Annotated in this window: 24 protein-coding genes; 15 read left to right on the plus strand and 9 right to left on the minus strand. The window is 68.1% G+C overall.

The features are described 5' to 3' along the window. Positions 1 to 3: 3 nt before the first annotated feature. The 9 genes from ACP7AU_RS11555 (at position 4) to ACP7AU_RS11595 (ending at position 9,045) form a co-directional block, all read left to right on the plus strand. A complete protein-coding gene (locus ACP7AU_RS11555; protein ID WP_426035817.1) occupies positions 4 to 1,221 on the plus strand; it encodes a M50 family metallopeptidase in 1,218 nt (405 codons plus the stop codon). 29 nt (positions 1,222 to 1,250) lie between these two features. Beyond that, a complete protein-coding gene (gene bamA, locus ACP7AU_RS11560) occupies positions 1,251 to 3,680 on the plus strand; it encodes an outer membrane protein assembly factor BamA (RefSeq protein WP_426035815.1) in 2,430 nt (809 codons plus the stop codon). 31 nt (positions 3,681 to 3,711) lie between these two features. Next, on the plus strand, positions 3,712 to 4,290 hold the full coding sequence (locus ACP7AU_RS11565) for an OmpH family outer membrane protein (protein WP_426035813.1): 579 nt from the start codon (positions 3,712 to 3,714) through the stop codon (positions 4,288 to 4,290). A gap of 10 nt (positions 4,291 to 4,300) precedes the next feature. After that, positions 4,301 to 5,314, plus strand: coding sequence for a UDP-3-O-(3-hydroxymyristoyl)glucosamine N-acyltransferase (gene lpxD / locus ACP7AU_RS11570; protein WP_426035811.1), 1,014 nt, complete (start codon positions 4,301 to 4,303; stop codon positions 5,312 to 5,314). Further along, positions 5,307 to 5,777: a 3-hydroxyacyl-ACP dehydratase FabZ gene (gene fabZ / locus ACP7AU_RS11575; RefSeq protein WP_426035809.1), complete on the plus strand. Its 471-nt coding sequence runs from the start codon at positions 5,307 to 5,309 to the stop codon at positions 5,775 to 5,777. Before lpxD ends, fabZ begins: the two co-directional genes overlap by 8 nt. Next, the gene (gene lpxA / locus ACP7AU_RS11580; RefSeq protein WP_426051490.1) at positions 5,774 to 6,562 is read left to right on the plus strand and encodes an acyl-ACP--UDP-N-acetylglucosamine O-acyltransferase; all 789 of its coding nucleotides are present in this window, start codon (positions 5,774 to 5,776) and stop codon (positions 6,560 to 6,562) included. The genes fabZ and lpxA overlap by 4 nt, the downstream gene beginning before the upstream one ends. Before the next feature lie 106 nt (positions 6,563 to 6,668). After that, positions 6,669 to 7,508, plus strand: a complete 840-nt coding sequence (gene lpxI / locus ACP7AU_RS11585; RefSeq protein WP_426035805.1) for a UDP-2,3-diacylglucosamine diphosphatase — start codon at positions 6,669 to 6,671, stop codon at positions 7,506 to 7,508. A gap of 5 nt (positions 7,509 to 7,513) precedes the next feature. Continuing rightward, entirely contained in the window at positions 7,514 to 8,689 is a 1,176-nt protein-coding gene (lpxB, locus tag ACP7AU_RS11590) for a lipid-A-disaccharide synthase (protein ID WP_426051515.1), read from the plus strand. A 20-nt stretch (positions 8,690 to 8,709) separates the two neighbouring features. Next, positions 8,710 to 9,045 (plus strand): EF-hand domain-containing protein, encoded by a 336-nt coding sequence (locus tag ACP7AU_RS11595; RefSeq protein ID WP_426035803.1) that lies wholly within the window; start codon positions 8,710 to 8,712, stop codon positions 9,043 to 9,045. On the opposite strand, the gene lepB is transcribed toward ACP7AU_RS11595, so the two are convergent. From lepB to gltX, 3 genes are all read right to left on the minus strand, one after another. After that, the gene (lepB, locus tag ACP7AU_RS11600) at positions 9,042 to 9,830 is read right to left on the minus strand and encodes a signal peptidase I (protein WP_426051491.1); all 789 of its coding nucleotides are present in this window, start codon (positions 9,828 to 9,830) and stop codon (positions 9,042 to 9,044) included. The two genes, ACP7AU_RS11595 and lepB, sit on opposite strands and share 4 nt — an antisense overlap. Before the next feature lie 124 nt (positions 9,831 to 9,954). Beyond that, complete coding sequence (gltA, locus tag ACP7AU_RS11605) at positions 9,955 to 11,256, minus strand: citrate synthase (protein WP_426035799.1); 1,302 nt, start codon at positions 11,254 to 11,256, stop codon at positions 9,955 to 9,957. A 65-nt stretch (positions 11,257 to 11,321) separates the two neighbouring features. Further along, the gene (gene gltX / locus ACP7AU_RS11610) at positions 11,322 to 12,740 is read right to left on the minus strand and encodes a glutamate--tRNA ligase (RefSeq protein ID WP_426051492.1); all 1,419 of its coding nucleotides are present in this window, start codon (positions 12,738 to 12,740) and stop codon (positions 11,322 to 11,324) included. Between gltX and ACP7AU_RS11615 the strand changes: the two genes are divergently transcribed. Further along, entirely contained in the window at positions 12,688 to 13,017 is a 330-nt protein-coding gene (locus tag ACP7AU_RS11615) for a hypothetical protein (protein ID WP_426051517.1), read from the plus strand. The two genes, gltX and ACP7AU_RS11615, sit on opposite strands and share 53 nt — an antisense overlap. After that, entirely contained in the window at positions 12,966 to 14,924 is a 1,959-nt protein-coding gene (locus tag ACP7AU_RS11620) for a ComEC/Rec2 family competence protein (protein ID WP_426051493.1), read from the plus strand. Before ACP7AU_RS11615 ends, ACP7AU_RS11620 begins: the two co-directional genes overlap by 52 nt. Here ACP7AU_RS11620 and lexA read toward each other — a convergent pair. The 4 genes from lexA to ACP7AU_RS11640 form a co-directional block, all read right to left on the minus strand. Continuing rightward, on the minus strand, positions 14,921 to 15,613 hold the full coding sequence (gene lexA, locus ACP7AU_RS11625; protein ID WP_303695772.1) for a transcriptional repressor LexA: 693 nt from the start codon (positions 15,611 to 15,613) through the stop codon (positions 14,921 to 14,923). The two genes, ACP7AU_RS11620 and lexA, sit on opposite strands and share 4 nt — an antisense overlap. Before the next feature lie 239 nt (positions 15,614 to 15,852). Then, positions 15,853 to 16,641: an indole-3-glycerol phosphate synthase TrpC gene (gene trpC, locus ACP7AU_RS11630; protein ID WP_426051494.1), complete on the minus strand. Its 789-nt coding sequence runs from the start codon at positions 16,639 to 16,641 to the stop codon at positions 15,853 to 15,855. Next, positions 16,638 to 17,681 carry an anthranilate phosphoribosyltransferase gene (gene trpD / locus ACP7AU_RS11635; protein ID WP_426035790.1) on the minus strand — a complete coding sequence of 348 codons (1,044 nt, stop codon included), beginning with the start codon at positions 17,679 to 17,681 and terminating at the stop codon, positions 16,638 to 16,640. The genes trpC and trpD overlap by 4 nt, the downstream gene beginning before the upstream one ends. Positions 17,682 to 17,685: 4 nt before the next feature. Beyond that, positions 17,686 to 18,276, minus strand: coding sequence for an anthranilate synthase component II (locus ACP7AU_RS11640; protein ID WP_426035788.1), 591 nt, complete (start codon positions 18,274 to 18,276; stop codon positions 17,686 to 17,688). Between the two features lie 107 nt (positions 18,277 to 18,383). Here ACP7AU_RS11640 and ACP7AU_RS11645 point away from each other — a divergent pair, with 107 nt between their 5' ends. Then, complete coding sequence (locus ACP7AU_RS11645) at positions 18,384 to 18,578, plus strand: peptidoglycan-binding protein (protein WP_426051495.1); 195 nt, start codon at positions 18,384 to 18,386, stop codon at positions 18,576 to 18,578. Here the strand turns inward: ACP7AU_RS11645 and trpE are convergent. Continuing rightward, the gene (trpE, locus tag ACP7AU_RS11650; protein ID WP_426035784.1) at positions 18,575 to 20,107 is read right to left on the minus strand and encodes an anthranilate synthase component I; all 1,533 of its coding nucleotides are present in this window, start codon (positions 20,105 to 20,107) and stop codon (positions 18,575 to 18,577) included. The two genes, ACP7AU_RS11645 and trpE, sit on opposite strands and share 4 nt — an antisense overlap. After that, positions 20,104 to 22,038 carry a peptidyl-prolyl cis-trans isomerase gene (locus ACP7AU_RS11655; RefSeq protein WP_426051496.1) on the minus strand — a complete coding sequence of 645 codons (1,935 nt, stop codon included), beginning with the start codon at positions 22,036 to 22,038 and terminating at the stop codon, positions 20,104 to 20,106. The genes trpE and ACP7AU_RS11655 overlap by 4 nt, the downstream gene beginning before the upstream one ends. 92 nt (positions 22,039 to 22,130) lie before the next feature. Here ACP7AU_RS11655 and tpiA point away from each other — a divergent pair, with 92 nt between their 5' ends. The 3 genes from tpiA to ACP7AU_RS11670 all read left to right on the plus strand — a co-directional run bounded on the left by tpiA (position 22,131) and on the right by ACP7AU_RS11670 (position 25,210). Next, positions 22,131 to 22,943 (plus strand): triose-phosphate isomerase, encoded by an 813-nt coding sequence (tpiA, locus tag ACP7AU_RS11660; RefSeq protein ID WP_426051497.1) that lies wholly within the window; start codon positions 22,131 to 22,133, stop codon positions 22,941 to 22,943. 58 nt (positions 22,944 to 23,001) lie between these two features. Then, entirely contained in the window at positions 23,002 to 23,415 is a 414-nt protein-coding gene (gene secG / locus ACP7AU_RS11665; RefSeq protein ID WP_426035778.1) for a preprotein translocase subunit SecG, read from the plus strand. Between the two features lie 145 nt (positions 23,416 to 23,560). Further along, positions 23,561 to 25,210: a CTP synthase gene (locus tag ACP7AU_RS11670; protein WP_426051498.1), complete on the plus strand. Its 1,650-nt coding sequence runs from the start codon at positions 23,561 to 23,563 to the stop codon at positions 25,208 to 25,210. The last annotated feature ends 42 nt before the right edge of the window (positions 25,211 to 25,252 follow it).

Below are 25,252 nucleotides of genomic sequence, written 5' to 3' on the forward strand. Positions count from 1 at the left end.
GGTATGCTGAACGCGCTGGGACAGGCCCTGATCTACATCGTGCCGTTCCTGCTGGTGCTGACGGTCATCGTCACCATCCACGAACTGGGCCACTTCCTGGTCGCGCGCGCCTTCGGCGTGAAGGTCGATCGGTTCGCGATCGGCTTCGGCAAGGCCATGTTCAGCCGCACCGACCGGAACGGTATCGAATGGCGCGTCGGCTGGATGCCGCTGGGCGGATATGTGAAATTCTCCGGCGACATGGATGCGTCCAGCGTACCCGACAGTCGGGGCCTCGATACGCTGAAGTCCGAGATCGTGGCGCGGGACGGTATCGGCGCCGAGCGCGACTATTTCCACTTCAAGCCGGTCTGGCAGCGGATGCTGATCGTCGTCGCCGGTCCGGTGGCGAATTTCATCCTAGCGATTTTCATCTTCACCCTTCTGTTCTCGCTGCTCGGGGTGGACCTGCGCCCCGCCCGGGTGGCCGAGGTGACGGCAGGGTCGCCCGCCGCCGCCGCCGGATTTCAGGCTGGTGACCTGATCACGGCCATCGACGGCCGCGTGATCGCCGACGCCGGAGAGGTAACGCGCAAGGTCAGCCTGTCGGCCGGCGACGCCGTCCAGTTCACCGTCGAGCGCGCCGGATCGGAAATACGGCTGGTCGCGACGCCCATCCGGCGGGTCGAAACGGATCCGATTGCGGGCCGTGTCAGCGTGGGCCGGATCGGCCTGGCCCTGTCCTCCACGGCGGCCGAGACCCGTCACGTCCGCTATAATCCTGTCGAGGCCGTCGGCCGCGGCGTCCAGGAGACCGGCGACATCCTGGGAACCACCCTGACCTATCTGGGCCGGATATTCACGGGCCGTGAGTCGGGGGATCAGTTGAGCGGGCCGCTGGGCATCGCCAAGGCGTCCGGGGCCCTGACCAACGCGGCGGTGGCCGCCAATCCCGATCCCGTGGCGACCGTGTTGAACCTGCTTCTGACGCTGACGAGCTTCGCCGCCATACTTTCGATCGGAATCGGCTTTCTAAACCTCTTGCCCATCCCGGTTCTGGATGGCGGACATCTGGTCTTCTACGCCTATGAGGCTGTGGCGAAGAAACCCGTTGCCGCCGTCGTTCAGGAGGCGGGGTACCGGGTCGGTCTTGCTTTGCTGGCGGGTTTGATGTTGTTCGCGACCTGGAACGACCTGCAGAAGTTGAACCTGTTCAAATTCCTGGGCGGGCTCGTCAGTTGAGCCGACGCCAGCCCCCGATGGTTTCCCGCATGATCCTGAACGACCTCCGCGCCGCATCGAATACGGGTGACCGCAACCTGCGCAGGACCTGCGTGGCCACGGCCAGCCTTCTGGCGCTTGTCGCGGGGACGCCGGCCCTGGCGCAGACCGCGCCGGCGCCCGCCATCCAGCCCGGCCAGATCGCCGCGCCGGCCGCCCAGACGGCTCCATCCGAGACCGGAGTGGTCAACCGCATCCTGGTCCAGGGCAACCAGCGCATCGACCAGACGACGGTGCTATCCTATCTGCCGATCCAGCCGGGCGACACCATCGACGCAGTGATCCTGGACGTCGCGATCCGCACCTTGGACCGAACCCAGTTGTTCGCCGATATCCAGATCGGCCTGCAGCCGAACGGCGACCTGGTCGTCCGCATCGTCGAGAACCCGATCATTAACCAGGTCGTGTTCGAGGGGAACGGCGCGATCAGCGAGGACAAGCTGCGCGAGGAAGTAACCATCGCGCCGCGCGGCATCTACACCCGCGCCCGGGTCCAGGAGGATGTGGGCAAGATCATTGAACTGTATCGTCTGTCGGGCCGTATCTCGGCGAACGTGACGCCCAAACTGGTCCAGCTCGAACAGAACCGCGTCGATCTGATCTTCGAGATCGACGAGGGCCCGGAGACGGGCGTCCAGTCGATCACCTTCCTGGGCAATGACGCCTTCTCCGACAGCGAGTTGCGCGAGGTCATGGTGACCAAGCAGACGCAGTGGTGGCGGCTGTTCACCAAGAACGACAACTACGACCCCGGCCGCCTTGATTATGACCGAGAGCAGCTGCGGAAATTCTATACGAACCGGGGCTACTACGACTTCCGCATCACCTCGGCCGTGGCCGAACTGGCGCCGGACGACAGCGCCTTCGCCATGACCCTGACGGTCGAAGAGGGTGACAAGTACAACTTCGGCGACATCCAGGTCGTGACCGAGAACGACCGCCTGAACGCGGACTTCCTGGAACTGCTGCTGCCGATCCGGACCGGCGACCTGTACGAGAGCGACAAGATCGAGAGCTCGGTCGACGCCCTGACCTTCGCGGCGGGCTCGGCGGGCTACGCCTTCGTCGACATCAACCCGACCTATCGTCCGAATCCCGAGACCGACGCCATCGACGTCACGTTCAACGTGTCGGAAGGCCAGCGTGTCTACGTCGATCGCATCAACGTCATCGGCAACACCCGCACCATCGACCCGGTCATCCGGCGCGAGCTGATGCTGACCGAAGGCGACGCCTTCAACCGCACCCTGCTGGAGCGGTCGCGCAACAACCTGCGGGCGCTGGGCTTCTTCAAGGAAGTCACGGTCGATGAGACCCGCGGCGCCGCGCCGGACCGTTCGATCGTCAATGTCACCGTCGAGGAGCAGCCGACAGGCGAACTGTCCGTCGGCGCGGGCTTCAGCTCCGTCGACAGCTTCGTGGTCAACCTGGGCATTTCGGAACGCAACTTCCGCGGGCGGGGCCAGAACGTGGTCGCCCGCGTCGAATGGGGCTCGCTGCGCCAGCAGATCGATTTCCGCTTCACCGAGCCCCGGTTCCTGGGCCGTGACGTCGGCGCGGGCTTTGACCTGTTCCACTCGCGCTACGATTTCCAGCAGGAATCGTCGTTCGACTATCGCTCGACCGGCGCAGGCGTGCGTCTGACCTACCCGCTGAACGGCTACAGCCGTCTGTCGACGCGCTACTTCATCAAGGACGACGAGATCCTGGTGCCGATCGGCTACTGCGACGCCAACGGTGTCGGCTCGTCGGCCCTGTGCGAACAGGTCGGCGCCTCGCTGAACTCGTCGGTCGGCTACACACTGCTGGTCGATCGCCGAAATGACCCGGTGCGCGCCACGCGCGGCTGGACGGGCTCGATCCGCCAGGACTTCGCGGGTCTCGGCGGCGACGTGAACTATGTGAAGACCGAGGTTGATGCGACCCTCTACTACGGCATCACCCCGAGCTGGATTGTCACTGTGGCGGGTTCGTCCGGCTATGTGTCCGGCTGGAGCGGCGACGCCGTGCGGATCAACGACCGCTTCTTCAAGGGCGGCAACAGCTTCCGCGGCTTCGAGAACGCCGGCATGGGGCCGCGCGATCTGGCAACGAATGATGCGCTGGGCGGCAATTTCTACGCCGTGGGCAGCGTCGAACTGACCCTGCCGAACGGCCTGCCCGCGCAGTACGGTATCAAGACCTCGCTGTTTGCCGACGTCGGCACCCTGGGGGTTCTGGACAACCGTTATACTCTCGGAACCAACGGCCTGCCGGACCCCTCCATCGCGGATGACCTGTCGCTGCGCGCGTCCGCCGGTCTCAGCGTCCACTGGAAGTCGCCGATGGGCCCGATCCGGTTCGATTTCAGCCAGATTCTGAGCAATGAAGACTACGACCGGACCGAAACCTTCCGCTTCTCGACCTCAACCCAGTTCTAAGCCCGGGCCCTTCGGCCCTAAAAGGTTACCCATGAAAATCCTCGCTATTGGCGCTTTCGCCCTGGCTTCGCTCGTCGCCTCGACCGCCGTCGCCCAGACCCAGGGCCCGCAAAATCCTGGTCCGAACATCCCGGGCGTCTGCGTCTATTTCAACCAGCGCCTGCTGGCGACCTCGACCGCCGGTCAGGCCGTTCAGGCCCGCATGGAACAGCTGGCGACCGAAGTTCAGGGCGAACTGTCGCCCTATGCCACAACGATCCAGACCGAGATCACTTCCCTGCAACAGGGCGGTCAGGCCGCTGACGCCGACGGTACGCGCCGCACGGCCCTGCAGGCTCGCATCCAGGAAGCCCAGACCCTGGAACAGACCCGCCAGGACGAACTGCGCTACACCCTGTCGGAACAGCGCCGCCTGATTTCGGCCGCTGTCGAGCCGATCCTGGTCGCCGTCTATCAGGAACGTGGCTGCGGCATCCTGATCGACCGCGAGAGCGTGTTCATCCTGAACCCGGCGATGGATGTGACCGACGTGGTCATCGAGCGGTTGAACAGCCAGCTGCCGACCCTGAGCTTCAACCGCCTGCCGGTCCCGGCTCAAGCGGCTCAATAAGGCGAAGGGCATGACGCCCGACGCCCGCTTTTTCGATACGCTGAGTCCGCTCGGCGTCGACGACCTCGCGGCCCTGACGGGCGGCGAGGTCGTTCGCACTTCGGATGTTCGCATCGCGCGGGTCGCACCGCTCGCCACGGCGGATGGTCGGGCCGTGGCCTTCCTCGGCGACCGAAAATTCCTCGGAGCGTTGCAGGCCACCACGGCCGGCTGCGTGATCCTGCCCAGTGAAGCCGTGGACGCCGCTCCGACCGGGGCGGCGGTCATAGTCTCCCGCACGCCTCAGGCGGCCTGGGCCGCTTGCGCAATTGCATTGCATCGCCCCATCCGGCTGACTGCGACATCGGTTGTCGATGTTTGCGAGGACGACAGCGTGGTGATCGAGTCGGGCGCGATCCTGAGTCAGGGCGCGCGCATCGGGCGAGGCAGCCGTATCGGCGCCAACAGCGTCATCGGCCCCGGAGTTCAGATCGGCCGCGACTGCGATATTGGCCCCAATGTCACCATCCGATTCGCCCTGATCGGCGATCGGGTGAAGATCTATGCCGGCGCACGGCTGGGCGAGGCCGGGTTCGGCGCCGCCGGCGGCACGACCGGCCCGGTGGACGTGCCGCAGTTGGGGCGCGTCATCATCCAGGACGGTGTCACGATCGGCGCCAACACCTGTATCGACCGGGGCGCATTCGATGACACGGTGATCGGCGAGAACACGAAGATCGATAATCTGGTCATGATCGCCCACAATTGCGTCATCGGTCGCAACTGCCTGATCGCGGGCCAGACGGGGATCTCGGGGTCGGTGACGATCGGAGACGGCGTCATGTTCGGCGGCCAGGCGGGCGTGGGCGACCACTTCAGGATCGGCGTCGGCGCGCGGGTAGCGGCGGGCGCAGGGGTGCTGGCCGACATTCCGGCGGGTGAAACCTGGTCCGGCTATCCGGCCAAACCGATCCGTCAGTTCTTGCGTGAAACTGTCTGGGTGTCCAAACAGGCGGGGCGAAAAAGAGAGCGGACGGATGACTGAGCCTGGGGTGAAGATCGACTACGCCGAGGTCATGCGCCGGCTGCCCCACCGTTATCCGTTCCTGCTGGTGGACAAGGCCGAGGCCTTCGTGGCGAGCACGTCGATCACGGGCATCAAGAACGTCACGCACAACGAGCCGTTCTTCCAAGGCCACTTCCCCATCGATCCCGTCATGCCGGGCGTCCTGATCGTCGAGGCCATGGCCCAGACTGGCGCGCTGCTGATGTCCAAGAGCCTGGACGTCGCCGTCGAGGGCAAGGTCATCATGTTCATGTCCATCGACGGCGTTCGCTTCCGGAAGCCCGCGCGGCCGGGCGATCAGTTGCGCATGGACGTTGTCGTGACCCGACAACGCGGCGACATCTTCAAGTTCCGGGGCGAGACCTTCATCGACGGCAAGCTGGCGGCCGAAGCCGACTTCGCGGCCATGGTCGTCACGGTCAACCAGCCCGTCACGCCATGAGCCATATCCACCCCACCGCCATCGTCGACGGCTCGGTCGACCTGGGTGCGGACGTGGCGATCGGGCCGTGGTGCATCGTGGGACCTGGCGTGACGCTGGCGGACGGGGTCCATCTCGTCAGCCATGTGGTGGTCCAGCAGGACACCTCGGTCGGCGCCCGCACCGTCATCCACCCCTTCGCCGTCATCGGCGGCGACCCCCAGCACAATGGCTACAAGGGCGAGACGGTCCGGCTGGAGATCGGCTCGGACAACGCGATCCGCGAGCACGCCACCTTCAACCGGGGCACGCCGCAGGGATCGGGCGTGACGCGTGTCGGCTCTAACGGCCTGTTCATGACCGGCGCCCACGTCGGCCACGATGCGGTCGTCGGCGACCATGTGGTGATGGCCAACAGCGCGACCCTGGGCGGCCATGCGCGGATCGGCGACAAGGTCTTCCTCGGCGGCCTCTGCGCCGTGCACCAGAACGGCCGGGTGGGGCAGGGCGCCATCGTTGGCGGTCTCGCGGCCGTGACGCGCGACGTGATCCCCTATGGCTCGGCCTGGGGCAACCATGCTCAGCTGCACGGCCTGAACCTGATCGGGCTGAAGCGGAAAGGCTTCGGCAAGGACGCTGTGCGCCGGTTGCTGGCGGCTTTCCGGGACCTGTTTGAAGGCGAAGGGGTGTTCGCGGACCGGCTCGATGCGGTCGAGGCCGGTTACGCGGACCTGCCCGAGATCATGGAGATCGTCGCCTTCATCCGCGAGGACGGCAAACGGCCTTTGTGCCTGCCGGGCGAATGATCAAAACCCCACGCCAAACTGACCAGGAATCGGGACCAATCCGATCAGTCGGGACGTCAAATGCGTCAGACTCGCCAATCGCGCGTTCGACCAGCGACGGCGCGGCATGAGCGCCGGCAAGCTCGGTGTCATCGCGGGCGGGGGCGCCCTGCCGCTGGCGATTGCGGCGCGGTGCGAGGCCGAGGGGCGGCCTGTGTTCGTGGTGCGGTTGACCAGCTTCGCCGACCCGCATCTGATCCGTTATCCGGGACTGGAAGCGGGCTTGGCCGAGATCGGTCGGGTGCTGGCGGCGTTGAAGGCGGCGGACTGTGTCGCCGTCTGTTTTGCCGGGACCGTGAACCGTCCGGACTTCAAGGCTCTGAAGCCCGATCTGAAGGGCGCGTTGGTGCTGCCGGGAATCATCGCGGCGGCGACGAAGGGCGACGACGCCCTGCTGCGCAAGATCCTGTCGGTGTTCGAGAACGAGGGCTATGCCATCGAAGGGGCCGACGACATTCTGGGCGGCGAGACCCTGACGGTCGGCGCCCTGGGCCGCGTCACGCCGGATGAAGCCCAGCTTTCAGACCTCAGGAAAGCACTGCATGTCGCTGAAAAGGCAGGCGAACTGGATATCGGACAGGGCGCGGTCGTGTGCGACGGTCTGGTCCTCGCGGTCGAAGCCCAGGAGGGCACCGATGCCATGTTGGCCCGGGTTGCGGGGCTGCCCGGCGATCTGCGCGGCGCCACGGGCAATCCGAAAGGGGCGTTAGGAAAGGCCCCGAAGCCGATCCAGGACCTGCGCGTCGACATGCCGGTCATGGGCGCACAGACGATCGAGATGGCCGCCGCCGCCGGGCTGGCGGGCGTCGGCGGGGTCGCGGGCAAGCTGATCCTGATCGACCGGCCCGCGATCATCGAGGCTGCGGATCGGCTGGGCCTGTTCGTCTGGGGCGAGGACCGGTCGTGAAAGTCATGCTGGTCGCCGCCGAGGCCTCGGGCGATTCGTTGGGCGCGGGGTTGGCGCAGGCCCTGCGAGCCCGGCTATCGGACATCGCCTTCGTCGGCGTCGGCGGCCCGAAGATGGCGGCCGAGGGCGTCGAGAGCCCTTTCGACATCGCCCAGCTGTCCATCCTCGGCTGGCTGGAGGGGTTGCGGGCCTATGGCCGGGTCAAGGCGAGGGTCGCCGATACCGTCGCCCTGGCGGTGCGCGAGCGGCCCGACGCAGTGGTCCTGATCGACAGCTGGGGGTTCACCATCAGGGTCGCCAAGGCGCTGCGGCTGGTGCTGCCCGGCGTGCCGCTAATCAAATACGTCGGCCCCCAGGTCTGGGCCTCGCGACCGGGCCGGGCGAAGACTCTGGCGGGCGCGGTCGATCATCTGCTGGCCCTCTACGCCTTCGACGCGCCGTGGTTCGAGCGCCAAGGCCTGGCCACGACCGTGGTGGGCTCGCAGGCGCTGCACATCGACATGGGCACGGCGGATCCGGTGGCCTTCCGCGCCGCGCGGGGGATCGCCGCCGATGCGCCCCTGCTGCTGGTCATGCCCGGCAGCCGCCCGAGCGAGATCCGCCTGATGACGCCCGTCTATGAGGCGGCGATCCAGAAACTGAAGACGGAGCGTCCGGGCCTGGAGGTTGCGGTCGTCGTTGCGGGCACGGTCGCGGACGACGTGACGGCGCGTATCGCCGCCTGGCCGTTCCGGACCCACGTGGTCAGTGAAGCCGATAAATACGCGGCGATGAAGGCGGCCGGTGTGGCCCTCGCCACCAGCGGCACGGTCTCGACCGAATTGGCGCTTGCGGGCGCGCCCATGGTGATCGCCTACCGGTTCGCGCCGCTCAGTTACGCGATCATGAAGCCCTTCTTCACAGGCAGATACGCGACCCTGTTCAACCACGCGGCGGACGAGGAAATCGCGCGCGAGCTGATCCAGACCGATGCGACGCCGGAGAAGGTCGCGGCCGAGGTCGGTCGGTTGCTTCGCAATCCCGACGCGCGGGCGGCCCAGACCCGGCGCCAAACGGAGGCGCTGGACTATATGGGCAGGGGAGGCGAGGACCCGTCGGCCCTGGCCGCCGAAGCGGTTCTGACGATCATCGCGGGCGCCTCTGGATCAAACGGCGCATCCGCCCTAGATTCCGGCCGCTGATCCTTCTGGATGACCGTCGAATGACCTCTCCTCGCCTGCCAAAGAAAAGCGAGACGCTGGAAATCCGGCTGCCGCACGCCGCGAAGCTTGCCTTCATGGAGCGTTGCCGCGCGGCCGGCCTGACCGCGAGCGAGGTCGTGCGCCGCCAGATCGAGAGCGAGGCTCCGACGGCTCCGAAGGCGCACCGGACGATGACGGCCTGGCAGGTGCTGGCTGCGGCCATCGCGGGCGTCGTCATCGGCGCGGCCGCGGCGCCGTCGATCGCCCAGGCCCTGCCGGGATCCCGTGCCGCCTTCGACCAGATGGACGCCAACCATGACGGCGTCGTCTCCTTCGCGGAGTTTCAGGCCCGCTAGCGTATACGGTGGGCGATCCGGCCTGGCCTCAGGTTGAACCATGTCCAAGGCTTCCAGAGCGAGGCACCCGGCTTCCACGAGGCAACCACGAGTTCGGCGCGTCCCACGACGTTCGTGACCGGCAGCAGGCCTACGCCGACGTCTCCAGACCAGCGGCTGTCCAGCGAGTTGTCGCGGTGATCGCCCATGACGAACAACTGACCCTCGGGCACGATCCGGGCGGGGCGATCGTCGCCCTCAAGCCCGTGTCCGGCATCGAAGGTGATGTAGGCGCGGCCATCCACCTGACGCTCCTCGACCTGCTCCACGGGCCGTGCGGGCGCGTCCAGATCGAGGCCCGGGCCGAGCGCCCGCTGGGACAGGGCCTGACCGTTGACCGTCACGGCGCCGCCCGAGACCGACACTGTGTCGCCGGGCAGGCCGATGACCCGCTTTATCCAGGTCTCCTGCAGGTTGCTCGGCCGGCGGAAGACGACGACGTCGCCGCGGTTGGGCAGATGCTCGAACAGTCGCCCCGACGGCAGGGGCGGATTGAAGGGCAGGGAGGCGCGGCTCCAGCCATAGGCGAACTTGGAGACCACCAGATAGTCGCCGACGACCAGGCCGGGCTCCATCGAGGCCGAGGGGATGGTGAAGGGCTGGAAGGCGACTGTCTGGATCGCGACCGCAGCGGCCAGGGCGACAGCGATGGTGCGGACCGTGTCGATGATCTCGGCCATGCCTGACGGCGCCGCGTCTGTCGTGGTCGGCGTGTCCGGAGGACGGGTGTCGGGGGTCTGGGTCATGCCGGCACCTGAGCGCCCGACCGCTCTCTGCGCCAGCGAAGTCTTGTCCGGACAGCGCCCGATCGTGTCCGGACAAAGAAAAACGCCGGGGCGCGGGCCCCGGCGTCTTGTCTGTGCGGCTGTATCAGCCCCGGTTCTGGATCGGCACGTAATCGCGCTCTGTCGGACCGGTGTAGAGTTGGCGCGGACGGCCGATCTTCTGCGCCGGATCGGCCAGCATCTCTTCCCACTGGGCGATCCAGCCCACCGTGCGGGCCAGGGCGAACAGGACGGTGAACATCGAGGTCGGGAAGCCCATCGCCGAGAGGGTAATGCCCGAATAGAAGTCGACGTTCGGGAACAGCTTACGCTCGATGAAATACTCGTCCGAAAGAGCGATGCGCTCCAGTTCCTTGGCGACCTGGAACAGGGGATCGTTCTTGTCGCCGACCAGTTCGAGGATCTCGTCCGCGGACTCCTTCATCACCGTCGCCCGGGGATCGTAGTTCTTGTACACGCGGTGGCCGAAGCCCATCAGCTTGTATTTCTTGTCCTTAACGCCCTGGATGAACTCCGGAATCTTGTCGGGCGTGCCGATTTCCTTGAGCATCATCAGCGCCTCTTCGTTGGCGCCGCCGTGCGACGGACCCCACAGGCAGGCGATGCCGGCGGCGATACAGGCGAAGGGGTTGGCGCCCGACGAACCGGCCAGGCGAACGGTCGACGTCGAGGCGTTCTGTTCGTGGTCGGCGTGCAGGGTGAAGATGCGGTCCATGGCCTTGGCCATCTTCGGATCGACGACATAGTCCTCGGCCGGAACGGCGAAGCACATACGCAGGAAATTCTCGGCGTAGCTGAGGTCGTTGCGCGGCGAAACGAACGGCTGGCCGATGTGGTATTTGTAGGCGCGGGCCGCCAGGGTCGGCATCTTGGCGATCAGGCGGATGGCCGAGATGTTGCGCTGGACCGGATCGTGGATGTCCAGGCTGTCGTGGTAGAAGGCCGACAGGGCGCCGACCGTGCCAACCATGATCGCCATCGGATGGGCGTCGCGGCGGAAGCCTTCGAAGAAGCGGTCGAACTGCGAATGCAGCATGGTGTGGCGGGTGATCGTCTCCTCGAACGCCGCGTACTCGGCGGCGGTCGGAAGCTCGCCGTGCAACAGCAGATGGCAGACCTCGATGAAGTTCGACTTCGAGGCCAGCTGGCCGATCGGATAGCCGCGGTGCAGCAGGATGCCGGCGTCACCGTCGATATAGGTGATGGCGCTTTCACAGGCCGCCGTAGAGGTGAAGCCCGGGTCGAAGGTGAAGGCGTCGGTCGCGCCGTACAGTTTGCGTATATCGATAACGTCAGGTCCGGTCGTACCGGACAGGACCGGCAGTTCGACGGACTTGTCGCCGTAGGTCAGGGTCGCCGACCCGGCGGATTTGGAGGCTTCGGTCATCTGGCGCCCTTGCTTTCGTGTTCTGTCCGGACGCGAGAAACCCGGACCCCGATTGTTATGGCCGTTCACTTAGTCTGTTGCAGCGCATCATCCAAGCGCCCCAGCGCGTCTTCGCGTCCGAGGGCCGAGAGGGTGCGCGCGATGTCGGGCGAAGCGATCCCGCCAGTCAGGGCTGCGCGCATCGGCGGGCCGATCTTGCCGAAGCCGACGCCCTCTTCCTCCGCGAAGGCCTTGAGCTCGGCCTCCAGGGCAAACACGTCCCAGCTTTCGAACAGGGCGAGACGCGCGCGGACGCGGGCGATGCGTTCGACCGTCTCTCCGGACAGCAGGGCGCGGGCCTTTCCGTCGAGTTCGAGCGGACGGGTCTTGAGAACGAAAGCTGTCTGATCCGCCAGTTCCAGCAGGGTCTTTGCGCGATCCTTGACGAACGGCATGGCGCGCTGGAGGCGGGCCTCGTCGCCCTCGTTGAGGGGCGCGCCCCTGGCGAGATGGGCGTCCAGCGTCAGGCCGGCCAGCCGCTCGTCGGCGGCCAGACGCAGCCAGTGCGAATTGACGTGGGCCAGCTTGTCGAAGTCCAGTCGGGCCGGCGCCTTGCCGACGCCGTCCAGATCGAACCAGTCCCGCGCCTGTTCGTCGCCGAACAGTTCGTCGTCGCCATGGGCCCAGCCCAGTCGAGCCAGATAGTTGCGCATCGCCTCGGGCAGATAGCCCATGTCGGCATACTCATGGACCGCCTGGGCGCCGTGGCGCTTCGACAGTTTGGCGCCGTCGGGGCCGTGGATCAGCGGGATGTGGGCGAACACGGGCCGGTTCCAGCCCAGGGCGTCATAGATCAGCGACTGGCGCGCGGCATTGTTCAGATGGTCGTCGCCGCGAATGACATGCGTCACCCCCATGTCGTGGTCGTCGACGACGACGGCGAGATTATAGGTCGGGGCGCCGTCGGAGCGCAGCAGGACCAGGTCGTCCAGATCGTTCGCGTCCCAACTGACCTCGCCCTGGACGGCGTCCGGCACAATGACCCGGCCCGGCAGGGGGCGTCGGAAGCGCACGACGTGCGGCTGGGACAGGTCGTCGACGGTCGGCTGGCGGTCGCGCCATGGCGATTCGAAGGTACGGCGTTCGGTCTTGGCTTCGTCGCGCAGGCGGCCGGTCTCCTCCGCGGTTGTGAAGTCGCGATAGGCAGCGCCGAGCTCAAGCAACTGGTCCACGACGTCGCGGTGCCGGTCGGCCTGGGCGTGCTGAAAAACCGGCTCCTCGTCGGCGAACAGCTCAAGCCAGCTCAGGCCGTCGAAGATCGCCTTGACGGCGTCGTCGGTCGAACGCTCCCGGTCGGTGTCCTCGATGCGGACGAGGAACTTGCCGCCGCGGCCTTTCGCGTAAAGGTAGTTGAACAACGCCGTTCTCGCGCCTCCTATATGGAGGTAGCCGGTGGGCGAGGGGGCGAAGCGGGTGACGACCTGGGGAGAGGAGGCTGTGGGCATGGGGGAGGGGTCCGAACGGGCCGCCCTTATACCCCCCGATGCGGCAAAGCCCAGCCTGTCGGCGCGTCTTCGTGCCTGGGCCTGGGACGAGGTGCTGGCCCAGTCGATGCGCTGGCGGCTGTGGGCGCCGGTGGCCTTCGGCGGCGGGGCGGCGGTCTATTTCGCGCTGAGGCAGGAGCCGCCGTTGTGGCCACCGGCGGTCGCGGCGGTGTCGGCGACGGGGGTGTGGCTGGGCGCGAAGCTGCTGAGGCGGGGTCGGGCGTTACCCTGCCGCTGATGCTGGTCGCCTGCCTGTTCCTGGGGCTCGCGGGCGCCAGGCTGCGGGCGGAGGCGGTGGCGGCGCCGATCGCGCCGGCGCTGGCGGAGCCGACCGTCGTCGAGGGCTGGGTCGTCGATGTCGACAGCCCGGGCGACCGCGGCCATCGGATCGTCGTCGCGCCGGTGCGGATCCGGGGGCTGGAGCCCGAGGCGACGCCAATCCGGCTGCGGGCGACGGTGCGGGGGGGGCCGCCGACCCCGGGCTCGGCGATCCGGCTGTTCGCCATCCTCAATCCGCCGCCGCCCCCGGCCAGTCCCGGGGCCTATGATTTCGGCCGCAACGCCTGGTTTCAGAGGCTCGGCGGCACGGCTTTCGCACTGGGCGAGACGCGGGAGGCGTATCTGGCGCCGCCGCCATGGCGACTGCGGCTGTCGATGGCGGTCAACGGCGCGCGGTTCGCCCTGTCGCAGCGGATCGTCGCCCGGCTGGGCGAGCGGACGGGCGGGATCGCGGCGGCCATGACCACGGGCCATGAGACCTGGATCGCGCGCGAAGACCTCGATGCCATGCGGGATTCCGGCCTGGCGCACATCCTGTCGATCTCGGGTCTGCACATGGCCATCGTCGGCGGGTTCGCCTTCTTCCTTGTCCGGCTTGGCGTCGCCGCCTGGCCGTGGCTGGCGCTGAGGGTGTCGGGCAAGAAGGTGGCGGCGGTCGCGGGGCTGGTCGCCGTGTGGAGCTATCTGGTGCTGTCCGGCGCGCCCCCGCCGGCGCAGCGGGCGGCGATCACGGCGTCGGTCGCTTTCGCGGCGATCCTGCTGGACCGGCCGGCGATCACCATGCATGCGCTGGCGCTGGCGGCGATGGTTGTCCTGATCCTTCAGCCTGAGGCCATCGTGACGCCGGGCTTCCAGATGTCGTTCGCAGCGACGGCGGCCCTGGTGGCCTTGTCGGAGGGCTGGCCGCCGAGGACACGGGAGCTGTCCGTGCCCTGGCCGATCGCGGCGTTCCAGTCGGCGCGGCACTGGCTGTTGATCGCCGTGACGGCCAGTCTGGTGGCCGGCGCGGCGACCGGACCGTTCGCGGTCCAGCATTTCAACAGGGCGGCCATGTACGGGCTGCTCGCCAACCTGACGACGTCGCCTATCGCGGACTTCGTGATGATGCCGGCGCTGGCGCTGGGAGCCTTGCTGGAGCCCATCGGACTGGGCGGGCCGTTCCTGTGGGTGGCCGGCAAGGGAGTCGACCTGATGCTGGCCATCGGTCACTGGACGGCGGGGCTGCCAGGGGCGGTGAAGACCATCGCCAGCGCGCCGGACCATGTGCTGCCGATCTCGTTCCTCGGCGTCCTTTTCCTGTGCCTGTGGCAGGGGCGGCTGCGGTGGCTGGGCCTGCCCTTCGCCTGCGCTGTCCTGCTGTGGCCTCGCGCGCCCACACCGACGCTCTGGATCGGGGATGGCGGAACGAACGCGGCGTTCAGCGAGGCGGGCAAGGCGGTCGTGGTGCGGCCGGGCGTGCGGCAGTTCGCGGCGGACCTGTGGTCGCGGCGGCGCGGGCTGACGCTGGAGCCACGACCCGAAGACGGATGGGTCTGCGCGCGATCAAGCTGCGCTCCGGCCAAAACCGATAGGGCGCCCATCGCCCTGTGGTGGGGGAAGGCCGCGCCGGACGCCGGCCAGCTCGCCGCCTTGTGCGCCTCAGCGCCGCTGGTCAGCGTCCGAGCCGTTGTCCAGGACCTGCCGCCAAGCTGCGATGGAAAACTGGTGCTCGACGGACTGGATTATGCGCAGGGCGGTTCAGTCGAGTTGTGGCGCACCGCTCAGGGCTGGCGCGCGGTCTGGGCCACTGATGTGCGGGGCGACAGGCCTTGGAGCCGCATCAGCGATCCCGATGCGGCGGATGTGGTCCCGAGTGACGGCGTCTAGTGGTATTGGCGGATCAGGCCGACCAGCTTGCCCTGGACCTCGACCTGGTCGGGACCGAAGATGCGGGTCTCGTAGTTGCGGTTGGCGGGCTCCAGGGCGATGGAATTGCCCTTCTTGCGCAAGCGTTTGAGCGTCGCCTCTTCACCTTCAACCAAAGCCACGACGATCTCGCCGGATGCGGCGGTGTCGACACGCTTGATAACCACCAGGTCGCCGTTGAGGATGCCGGCCTCGATCATCGAATCGCCTTCGATCTCGAGCATGTAGTGCTCGCCGGCGCCCAGCATGGATTCGGGCACCTGATAGCGGCCGTGGTCCTGTTGCAGGGCGGCGATGGGCACGCCGGCGGCGATCTTGCCGACCAGAACCAGTTCGCGGGTGTCGTTGGCGGGCTCGGCGGCAGGGCTGCGGCCCCCGCCCTCGATGACCGCCGGGGTGAAGCCCGCGCGGCCACGCACAGCTCCCGCCGTCGCCTGTTCCGGCAGCTTGGTCACCTCAAGGGCGCGGGCGCGGTGGGCGAGGCGGCGGATGAAGCCGCGTTCCTCCAGCGCCGTGATCAGCCGGTGGATGCCCGACTTGGACGCCAGATCCAGCGCCTCCTTCATCTCGTCGAACGACGGCGAAACGCCGGTCTCCTTGAGTCGTTCATGGATGAACATCAGGAGTTCGTGCTGCTTGCGCGTCAGCATGGTGGGAATCGCCTCCAGAACAAGTCGTGAACCGTTGCCGATGTTCTGTAAGTGTTCTTGCCTAATGTCAACTTAACGGCAGAGGCGAATACCCTCTCCCGGTGGAAGGGGGCCTGAGCGCCCGAGAGCGGCGCGATCGGTCTTGCGCGAAACGGCGAGTGTCGTGCGCTGCTGGTGAGGTCCGATCCTCATCCGTCTCGCTTCGCGAGCCACCTTCTCCCAGCGGGAGAAGGAAGACCCTAGGCGAGCAGAGCTTGCGTCGCGGCCGTCACGTCCGCCTGACGCATCAGGCTTTCGCCGACGAGGATGGCCGCGGCGCCAGCGCTGGAGACATCCAAGACATCGGCCGGGCTGAAGATCCCGCTTTCGGCCACCAGAAGCGAGCCCGCTGGCGACAGCGGGGCCAGGCGGGCCGTGGCGCGGAGGTCGACGTCGAACGTTCGCAGGGAACGGTTGTTGATGCCGACCAGATCCCCGCGCAACGCGGCGGCGCGCTCCATCTCGGCCTCGTCGTGGGTCTCGATCAGGGCGTCCATACCGAAGCGTTTCGCCTCGGATAGCAGCTCGCCGGCCAGAACGTCGTCGATCATAGCCAGGATGATCAGGATGCAGTCGGCGCCCAGGGCGCGGCTCTCGGCCACCTGCCAGGGGTCGACGAGGAAGTCCTTGCGCAGACAGGGCAGGGCGACCGCGGCGCGGGCCTGGATCAGATAGTCGTCGGCGCCCTCGAAGCTGGGGCCGTCGGTCAGGATCGACAGGCAGGCCGCGCCCCCCGCCTCGTAGGCCTGCGCCAGGGCCGGCGGGTCGAAGTCCGCACGGATCAGGCCCTTTGATGGACTGGCCTTCTTGATCTCGGCGATCAGGGCGGGGCGGCCGGGCGCGGCGCGGCGCTCCAGCGCGCTGCGGAAGCCGCGCGGCATGCCGGCGATCAGCGCCAGGGATTCGATCTCCGCCTGCGGCTGGGCGGCCTTGCGGGCGGCCACGTCCTCGCGCTTGTAGGCGGCGATACGGTCGAGGATGTCGGTCATGCGGGGTCTTCGGCAACGGGCGGCGGCATCGAGGTGATGCGGGCCAGATCGGCGAGCGCCCGGGCCGCCCTGCCCTCGTCGATGGCGACAGCGGCGAGGGCCACGCCGACTTTGAGGTCCGGCGCCTTGTCCGCGACCACCAGGGCGGCGGCGGCGTTCAGCAGCACGACGTCGCGATAGGGACCGGTCTCCCCGGCCAGCAGGGCGGTCAGGGCCACCGCATTGGTCTCCGCGTCGCCGCCGCGCAGGGCTTCGATGTCGGCGCGGGGCAGGCCGGCGTCCTCGGGCGTGACGGTGAAACGGCGGACGACCCCGTCCTTCCACTCCGCCACCTCGGTCGGTCCCGTGGTGGTCAGTTCGTCGAGGCCCTGACCGTGGACGGTCCAGGCCCGGGTCGCGCCGAGCCGGCCCAGCACCTCGGCCAGCGGCTCGACAAGGCGCGGATCATAGACGCCCATGACCTGACGTTTGGCGCCCGCTGGATTGGAGAGCGGTCCCAGAAGGTTGAAGACGGTGCGGAAACCGATCTCGGCGCGGACCGGTCCGACGTGGCGCATGGCGCCGTGGTAGGCGGGGGCGAACAGGAAGGCGATGCCGGCCTCGTCGAGCGCCTGCCGCTGCTGCGCCAGTCCCGCGGTCAGGTCGACGCCGAGGACGCTGAGCACGTCCGATGACCCGGATTTCGAACTCATGGCGCGGTTGCCGTGTTTGGCGACCTTCAGGCCCGCGCCGGCCAGCACCAGGGCGGCGGCGGTCGAGATGTTGAAGGTGTGGGCCCCGTCGCCGCCGGTGCCGCAGGTGTCGATGACGTCATAGGGATGGTCCAGCGTCACGGCCGCATCGCGCATCGCCTGGGCGAAGGCGGCGATCTCCTCGACCGTCTCGCCGCGGATCCGCAGGGCGGTCACGGCGGCGGCGACCTGGGCCGGCGTCGGCTCGCCGCGCAGACAGGCGGCGAAGAAGTCGCCGGCCTCGGCCGTGGTCAGGGTCTGGCCGTCGACCAGCTTGGCCAGCAGCGGCTTGAAACCACCCTCAGCCATGGGATCAGACCATCGCCAGACGCTTGACGCCCGCCTGGTCGAGGAAGTTCGCGAGCATCTCGTGACCGTGTTCGGTGGCGATGGACTCGGGATGGAACTGGACCCCGTAGATCGGCCGCTCGTGATGCTGGAAGCCCATTATCTCGCCGTCCTCGGTCCAGGCCGTGACGTTGAGGCTGTTGGGCAGGGTTTCGCGCTGGACCGCGAGCGAATGATACCGGGTCGCGGTAAAGGGCGACGGCAGACCGGCGAACATCCCCTTGCCTTCATGGATGATGGGCGAGGTCTTGCCGTGCATCAAGGCCTTGGCGCGGATGACGTGGCCGCCCATCGCCTGGCCGATCGCCTGGTGACCCAGGCAGACGCCGAGGATCGGCATGTCCAGCGGCGCGGTGTCGATCAGGGGCAGGCAGATGCCGGCCTGATCGGGGGCGCAGGGGCCGGGCGACAGCAGGACCGCCTCGGGCTTCAGGGCCCAGGCCTCCTCCGTCGTCAGGTCGTCGTTGCGCACGACATGCGTCGTCGCGCCCAGCTCCGCGAGGTAGTGGACGAGGTTGTAGGTAAAGCTGTCGTAGTTATCGACGACGAGGATCATGCCGCGCTTCTAGAGCGGGACCGCGCCGACGCCAAGCCGACGCGTGCGCAACGGATCGTTAACGGTCACGGCCTGAAATCGGGGCTTCCACCGGAGCTATCGATTCCATGCGCCAGACCCAGGTCCAGATCGACGCCGCCCGCGTGGCGCTGAGCGAGCCCGAGGCGCGCAACGGCGTGATGGCAACGCTCGCCGCGGCCAGCCTGGCGGCCTGTGCGGCCGTGCTCCTGGCCGGGGTGATGATCCTGGGGCCGGGCGTCGCGCTGGAGGATGGGCCACCCTCGGCGAGCCAGACCTTCTAGACCTCGCCTGGCGTGTTCACCGGCGCGCCCAGTTCGAAGCGCCAGGCGTCCTCGGCCGCGCGCATGGGGGCGCGGGCCTTGGCCTCTGTCTCGGCGTATTCGGCAGCGGGATCGCTGTCATTGACGACGCCGGCTCCGGCCTGAACGAAGACCTGGCCGTCGGCGAACATGGCGGTGCGCAGGACGATGCAGATGTCCGCCTCTCCGCCTGCCGAGATATAGCCCACCCCGCCGCCGTAGCCGACGCCGCGCTTCTCGGTCTCCAGCTCGTCAATGATTTCCATCGCCCGGACCTTGGGCGCCCCGGACAGGGTGCCGGCGGGAAGGGCCGCAAGGAGGGCGTCGACCGCGTCGATGTCCGGGTGGGCTCGGCCCTCGACGTTGGAGACGATGTGCATGACCTGGCTGTAGCGTTCGACCACGAAGCTCTCGGTCACCTTGACCGTGCCAGGTGCGGCGACGCGGCCCACGTCGTTGCGGCCCAGGTCCAGCAACATCAGATGTTCGGCGCGCTCCTTGGGATCGGCCAGCAGTTCGGCCTCCAGCGCCTTGTCGGCCTCCGGCGTCGCGCCGCGCGGGCGGGTGCCGGCGAGCGGACGGATGGTGATGCCGCCGTCCTTCAGGCGGACCAGGATCTCGGGGCTGGAACCGGCCAGCTGGAAGTCGTCGAAGTTGAGGAAATACAGATAGGGTGACGGGTTCTGGCGGCGCAGCGAGCGGTAGAAGGCGAACGGATCGCCCGACCACGGCGCGCGGAACCGGTGGCTGAGGACCACCTGGAAGATGTCGCCGGCAACGATATAGCCCTTGGCCGCCGCGACCAGGTCGCCATAGGCGGCGGCATCGACCGGGGACTTGAAGGCGAGGGTTGCGGCGGGCTCGGCGGCGCCCCGGGCGACCAGGGGACGGCGCAGGCGAACCTCGAAATCGTTCAGCCGGGCTTCGGCCGCATCGACCGTGGCGGCGGGGTCCGACGCGCCGGGCCAGATCGGAGCCATGACGACGATCTCGTGCTTCACCGAATCGAACACGGCCACGACCGACGGCCGGGTCAGCACGGCGTCGGGCAGATCGAGCGGATCGGGATTGGGCGCGCCGAGCGGCTCCAGCAGCCGGACCATGTCGTAGCCGAAGACGCCGAACAGACCGGCGGCCATGGGCGGCAGGCCGTCGGGCAGGGCGAACCGGGTCTCGGCAATCAGGGCGCGCAGGCTGTCGAGCGCGCCGCCGTCCTGGGTCGGATAGCGTTTGGCGGCGACATCGGGACCGCGTGCGATCGAGGCGACGCCGTCGCGGCAGCGCCAGACCACGTCGGGCTCCAGGGTGATGATCGAATAGCGGCCGTTCAAGGCGCCGCCCTCGACCGATTCCAGCAGGAAGGCGTGCGGACGGCCCCAGCCGACCTTCAGATAGGCCGAGACCGGGGTCTCCAGATCATCGACAATCCGGCGCACGACGACCTGGGGTCGGCCCTGCGTCAGTCCCGCGAGGATATCCGCGCGGTCGGGATCCGCGCCGCCTCGGCTCATTGAGCGGGGGCGGCGGGGGTCGCGGGCGGGGTCGCGCCGGCGGCCGCAGGCGTCACGCCCAGGGCCTCGATGGCGCGGGCGGGATCGTTCTCGGCCTTGGCGGCGCGGGCGGCGGCGGCGGCCAGAGCCTCGCCGGCGCCGTTGATCAGCTCCTGGGCCAGGCGGGGCCGGATCTGGTCGGCGATCGGCGCGGCGAGGGCGGCCGTAGGCGCGCGAACCGCATCCACGCGGCCGACGACGAAGGCGGTCTCCGAGGCCGGGCCGGTGAAGACCTGGCCGCGCCCCTGTCCGAACAGGCCGCCCAGCACGCCGTCGCCGAGCGAGGCCTGCGATGCCGCATTCTGCTGGACGCCGGCGCGGGTGGTCAGGGTAGCGCCGGCCGAGGTCGCGACGGCCGCTATGTCCTCGCCGCCGCGCACGCGGGCGGCCAGTTCCTCGGCCTTGCTGGTCAGGCGACGAGCGTTCTCGCGCATGATCCACTGCTGGGCCAGCGGCTCGCGCACGTCGGCGAGCGCGGGCAGGGCGGCGGGCTGGATGTCGTCGAGCCGCAGGACGAAATACTGTCCCTGGCCGGCGTCGATCACGTCCGACTCTGCGCCTTTGGTCAGGGTGTAGGCATTCTGGATGATCTGCGGGGGGGCGTTCATCGGCTGACCGTCAGGCAGGCGAGCGTCCTGGGTGAAGGGCGGCAGTTGCACGATGCGAGCGCCGACTTCGCGCACGGCGTCGGCCAGAGGCTTGCCGTCGGTGCGAGCCTTCTCATAGGCCTCTACGCGGCTGAAGATGCGGGCCTTGGCGTCCTCTTCCTGCAGTTCGGTGACGATCGCCTCTCGGACGCCTTCCAGCGTCGCGGGCGCGCCGGGGGCGATGGAAACCAGCTTCGCTACGGTAAATCCGACGCGTCCCTGGATCGGGGCCGAGACCTGACCGGTCGTCAGACCGAAGACGGCGGTTCCGACGACGGGGTCCGGCACGGCGCTCTGCGGCTGGGCGGCATATTCGGCGGGCTGGATGCGGTTGGCCTCGGCCACGGCCGTCGGCGACTGGCCGGCGCGCAGGGCGGCGGCGATCCGGTCGGCGGCGGCGCGGTCGGGCGCGGTCAGGGTGGTGAAGGTACGGCGTTCGGGGGTCGACAGCCCGTCCTTGCGGAAGTTGAAACGCTCGACGATGCGGGCCTCGGGAATGGCAGGAGCGGCGGCGCCCGCGGCGTCGTTGAACAGAACCACCGAGGCGATGCGGAACTCGGGGCGACGCAACTGGGCGGCGTTCTCGCTCATGAAGGCCGTCAGCTGGGCGTCGGTGGGGGCACCGGCGGTCCCGGCCATGGCCTGGGTCACGTTGAACCAGCGGCCGTCACGCAGCTCCAGCGCGCGCCCGGCGATCAGGGCGCCGAAGATGCGGGGCGAACGGATACCGGCCTGGATGGCGCTGCCGAAATGTTCTGTCACGGCGGTGTCTCGGAACTCTTCCTCAAGCTGGACGGGGGTGAAGTTCTGCTGGGCGAGGGTCTGTTCATACTGGGCCTGATCGAACTGGCCGGTGACCTGATTGAAGAAGGCGGGGATCTCGCGGATGCGCTTGATGATCAGCGACTCGTCCGGGCGGATGCCGACCCGGCGCGCCCATTCCAGGAAGCCGAGGCGCTGGGTCTGGCCTTCCAGATAGCGGACGTGAACGTTGGCTGTGACCAGGTCCTCAAGCGTCAGGGGGCGTCCTTCCTGTTCGGAGGCATTGGTGCGGATCCGCTCGAAGTCAGCCCGGAACTGCGCAGCGTCCACCGAGCGCTCGCCGGCGGAAATGACATGCTGGGCGCCCAGGCCCCTGAACACATCGGTCTGCGATCCGCCGACGACGGCGAAGCTGATGATGAGCAGGGCGAACAGGGCGATGGCCCATTTGGACTTGGCGAAGTCGCGGAACACGGAAATCATCGAAGGGGCCTGACGGTCGGACGGCGAAGAGCGCCACCGCGCCGTATAGGGGAGGGCGCCGTCACCCCGCAAGCGCTCGACTCGCCCGAGACTTGGCAGCAGGCGAGACGGCGCCTAGACAGGGGCGCATGAAACAATCCGTGAAGATGATCGTCGGCAATTGGAAGATGAACGGCCTCGGCGCCGATCTGGCGACGACGGTTGCTGACCTACTGCATGACCTCCACCTGGAGCCGCAGCAATGCCGCGTCGGCATCTGTCCCCCGGCCACCCTGATTGATCGGCTGGCTCGCGATGTTCGCACGAGCCACATCGAAGTCGGCGGCCAGGATTGCCGGGTCGAAGCCAAAGGCGCGTTCACTGGCGGGGTGTCGGCCGAGATGCTGGTCGACGCCGGAGCCAGGCTGGTCATACTCGGCCACTCGGAGCGGCGTCAGGAGTTCGGCGAGAGCGACGCCCTGGTCTCCGACAAGGTCGGCGCCGCCCTGCGGGCCGGGCTGACGCCGATCATCTGCGTCGGCGAGACCCTGGCGCAGCGGGAGGCCGGTGAAGCGGCCTCGGTCGTGCGCGGCCAGGTCCTCGGCTCGCTGAATGACGATCTGGCGGGCAAGGATTGGGCCCTGGCCTATGAGCCGGTCTGGGCCATCGGCACGGGCCTGACGCCGACGCTGGAACAGATCTCCGAAATTCACGCCGCCGCGCGGGCCGCGATGATCGAACGGCTGGGTGATGGCGGAGGCGCCGCGCCGATTCTCTATGGCGGTTCGGTCAATCCGGGGAACGCTCGCGACATCCTGGCAGTGGACGAGGTCGGCGGCGCCCTGGTCGGCGGCGCCTCGTTGAAGGCGGCCGATTTCCTGGCGATCATCCGTGCGGCGCAACCGGCCAGCGTTGCCGCCGGGTGACAAGGATGATAGACGCCGCCGCTTGATCGGCGGCCGTCCGCCACACATGTAAGCACCCATGCTCCAGACCATTCTCCTCGTCGCCATGATCATCATCTCGATCGCCCTGTCCGGGGTGATCCTGCTGCAGCGCTCCGAAGGCGGCGCCCTGGGCATGGGCGGTGGGCCTTCGGGCTTCATGACCGCACGTGGCGCGGGCAACCTCCTGACCACCACGACCTGGTGGCTGGGCGCTCTCTTCGTGATCTGCGCCATCAGCCTGACCATCGTCGGCAACATGGAACGGGCCAGCCGTTCTGTCGTTGACGCCGACGCCGTCGGTTCCATCGCACTGGACACGGCTCCGGCCGCCGGACAGCAGACCGCTCCGGCCGAAACGGCTCCCGCGGCCCCGGCCGCGCCGTCCCTCGACGATCTGGAAGCGAGCCTGCCGACGGCCGGCGCCGCCCCGGCCCCCGCGCCGGCTCAATAAGGTGACGGCGGGGACATCCTCCGCCGCTTCTCCCGCCACCAACACCTCCGCTCCGGCCATGCGCCGGGGCGGAGTTTTGTTTTCAATAGGTGGATCGCATGCGGATCCGCAGCGACTGCCCGAATCAGGGCTAAGGTGATCCCCCGTGGCTAGATATGTATTCATCACGGGCGGCGTGGTTTCCTCGCTGGGCAAGGGGCTGGCGTCGGCGGCTCTCGGCGCATTGCTGCAGGCGCGTGGCTACAAGGTCCGCCTGCGCAAGCTCGACCCCTATCTGAACGTCGATCCGGGCACGATGAGCCCCTATCAGCACGGCGAGGTCTTCGTGACCGACGACGGGGCCGAGACCGACCTGGACCTCGGCCACTACGAGCGGTTCACCGGCGTCTCGGCGGCGCGGTCCGACAACGTCACGACCGGCCGCATCTACTCGACCATCCTGGAGAAGGAGCGGCGCGGCGACTATCTGGGCGCGACCGTGCAGGTGATCCCGCACGTCACCGACCAGATCAAATCCTTCTGCCTGACGCCCGCCTTGACCGACGAGGGCGAGGACGTCGACTTCGTTCTGGTCGAGATCGGCGGCACGGTCGGCGACATCGAGGGCTTGCCGTTCTTCGAGGCGATCCGCCAGTTGGGCCAGGACCTGCCGCGCGGCCAGTCCTGCTTCGTCCACCTGACTCTGCTGCCCTTCATCAAGACTGCCGGCGAGATGAAGACCAAGCCGACCCAGCACTCAGTCAAGGAGCTGCGTTCGATCGGCATCCAGCCCGACATCCTGCTGTGCCGCTGTGAATTCCCGATCCCCGAGGAAGAGAAGCGCAAGATCGGCCTGTTCTGCAACGTGCGGCCCTCCGGCGTCATCCAGGCGATGGATTCCGAGGACATCTATGCGGTGCCGCTCGACTATCACCGCGAAGGTCTGGACGCCGAGGTTCTGGCGCATTTCGGCATCACGGACGCGCCCGAGCCGGACATGTCGAGCTGGAACGAGATCGTGCGCCGGCGTCTGCAGCCCGACGGCGAGGTCACGGTGGCCGTGGTCGGCAAGTACACGGCCCTGAAGGACGCCTACAAATCCCTGATCGAGGCCCTGCATCACGGCGGCGTCGCCAATCAGGTCAAGGTCAACATCGACTGGGTCGAGGCGGACACCTTCGAGGGCGACCGCGAACTGTGCGAACAGCGGCTCCAGGGCGCGCATGCCGTCCTGGTGCCCGGCGGCTTCGGCGAGCGCGGGGCCGAGGGCAAGATCGAGGCGGCCCGCTTCGCCCGCGAGCGCAACATCCCTTATTTCGGCATCTGTTTTGGCATGCAGATGGCCGTGATCGAGGCGGCCCGGAACCAGGCCGGCTATCCCAAGGCCTCGTCCACCGAGTTCGGCCCGACCGAGGAGCCGGTCATCGGCCTGATGACCGAATGGACCCAGGGCAACCAGCGGGTCCTGCGCCAGCAGGGCGGGGACCTGGGCGGCACCATGCGTTTGGGCGCCTATGATTCGACCCTCGCCCTCGGCTCGAGGATCGCGGAGATCTACGGCACGACCGCCATCAGCGAACGGCACCGCCACCGCTACGAGGTCAATATAAACTATCGCGAGGCCATCGAGGCCAAGGGCCTGATCTTCGCCGGCCTGTCGCCCGACGGCATCCTGCCCGAGACGGTCGAGCGGACCGACCACCCTTGGTTCATCGGTGTCCAGTATCACCCCGAGCTGAAGAGCCGGCCGTTCAAGCCGCATCCGCTGTTCGCCAGCTTCATCGAGGCGGCTATGGTGCAGAGCCGGCTGGTCTAGCCCGTTCGGCGGCCGGCTTGACGCCGCCACGACCCGGCTCGG

Source organism: Brevundimonas sp. SL161, from assembly GCF_049896985.1.
Classification (GTDB): Bacteria; Pseudomonadota; Alphaproteobacteria; order Caulobacterales; family Caulobacteraceae; genus Brevundimonas.

Excerpts from the sequence above, each read along its gene's own strand:
- ACP7AU_RS11555 (WP_426035817.1), top strand. The coding sequence starts at position 4 with ATGCTGAACGCGCTGGGACAGGCCCTGATCTACATCGTGCCGTTCCTG.
- bamA (WP_426035815.1), top strand. The coding sequence starts at position 1,251 with ATGATCCTGAACGACCTCCGCGCCGCATCGAATACGGGTGACCGCAAC.
- ACP7AU_RS11565 (WP_426035813.1), top strand. The coding sequence starts at position 3,712 with ATGAAAATCCTCGCTATTGGCGCTTTCGCCCTGGCTTCGCTCGTCGCC.
- lpxD (WP_426035811.1), top strand. The coding sequence starts at position 4,301 with ATGACGCCCGACGCCCGCTTTTTCGATACGCTGAGTCCGCTCGGCGTC.
- fabZ (WP_426035809.1), top strand. The coding sequence starts at position 5,307 with ATGACTGAGCCTGGGGTGAAGATCGACTACGCCGAGGTCATGCGCCGG.
- lpxA (WP_426051490.1), top strand. The coding sequence starts at position 5,774 with ATGAGCCATATCCACCCCACCGCCATCGTCGACGGCTCGGTCGACCTG.
- lpxI (WP_426035805.1), top strand. The coding sequence starts at position 6,669 with ATGAGCGCCGGCAAGCTCGGTGTCATCGCGGGCGGGGGCGCCCTGCCG.
- lpxB (WP_426051515.1), top strand. The coding sequence starts at position 7,514 with ATGCTGGTCGCCGCCGAGGCCTCGGGCGATTCGTTGGGCGCGGGGTTG.
- ACP7AU_RS11595 (WP_426035803.1), top strand. The coding sequence starts at position 8,710 with ATGACCTCTCCTCGCCTGCCAAAGAAAAGCGAGACGCTGGAAATCCGG.
- lepB (WP_426051491.1), bottom strand. The coding sequence starts at position 9,830 with ATGACCCAGACCCCCGACACCCGTCCTCCGGACACGCCGACCACGACA.
- gltA (WP_426035799.1), bottom strand. The coding sequence starts at position 11,256 with ATGACCGAAGCCTCCAAATCCGCCGGGTCGGCGACCCTGACCTACGGC.
- gltX (WP_426051492.1), bottom strand. The coding sequence starts at position 12,740 with ATGCCCACAGCCTCCTCTCCCCAGGTCGTCACCCGCTTCGCCCCCTCG.
- lexA (WP_303695772.1), bottom strand. The coding sequence starts at position 15,613 with ATGCTGACGCGCAAGCAGCACGAACTCCTGATGTTCATCCATGAACGA.
- trpC (WP_426051494.1), bottom strand. The coding sequence starts at position 16,641 with ATGACCGACATCCTCGACCGTATCGCCGCCTACAAGCGCGAGGACGTG.
- trpD (WP_426035790.1), bottom strand. The coding sequence starts at position 17,681 with ATGGCTGAGGGTGGTTTCAAGCCGCTGCTGGCCAAGCTGGTCGACGGC.
- ACP7AU_RS11640 (WP_426035788.1), bottom strand. The coding sequence starts at position 18,276 with ATGATCCTCGTCGTCGATAACTACGACAGCTTTACCTACAACCTCGTC.
- ACP7AU_RS11645 (WP_426051495.1), top strand. The coding sequence starts at position 18,384 with ATGCGCCAGACCCAGGTCCAGATCGACGCCGCCCGCGTGGCGCTGAGC.
- trpE (WP_426035784.1), bottom strand. The coding sequence starts at position 20,107 with ATGAGCCGAGGCGGCGCGGATCCCGACCGCGCGGATATCCTCGCGGGA.
- ACP7AU_RS11655 (WP_426051496.1), bottom strand. The coding sequence starts at position 22,038 with ATGATTTCCGTGTTCCGCGACTTCGCCAAGTCCAAATGGGCCATCGCC.
- secG (WP_426035778.1), top strand. The coding sequence starts at position 23,002 with ATGCTCCAGACCATTCTCCTCGTCGCCATGATCATCATCTCGATCGCC.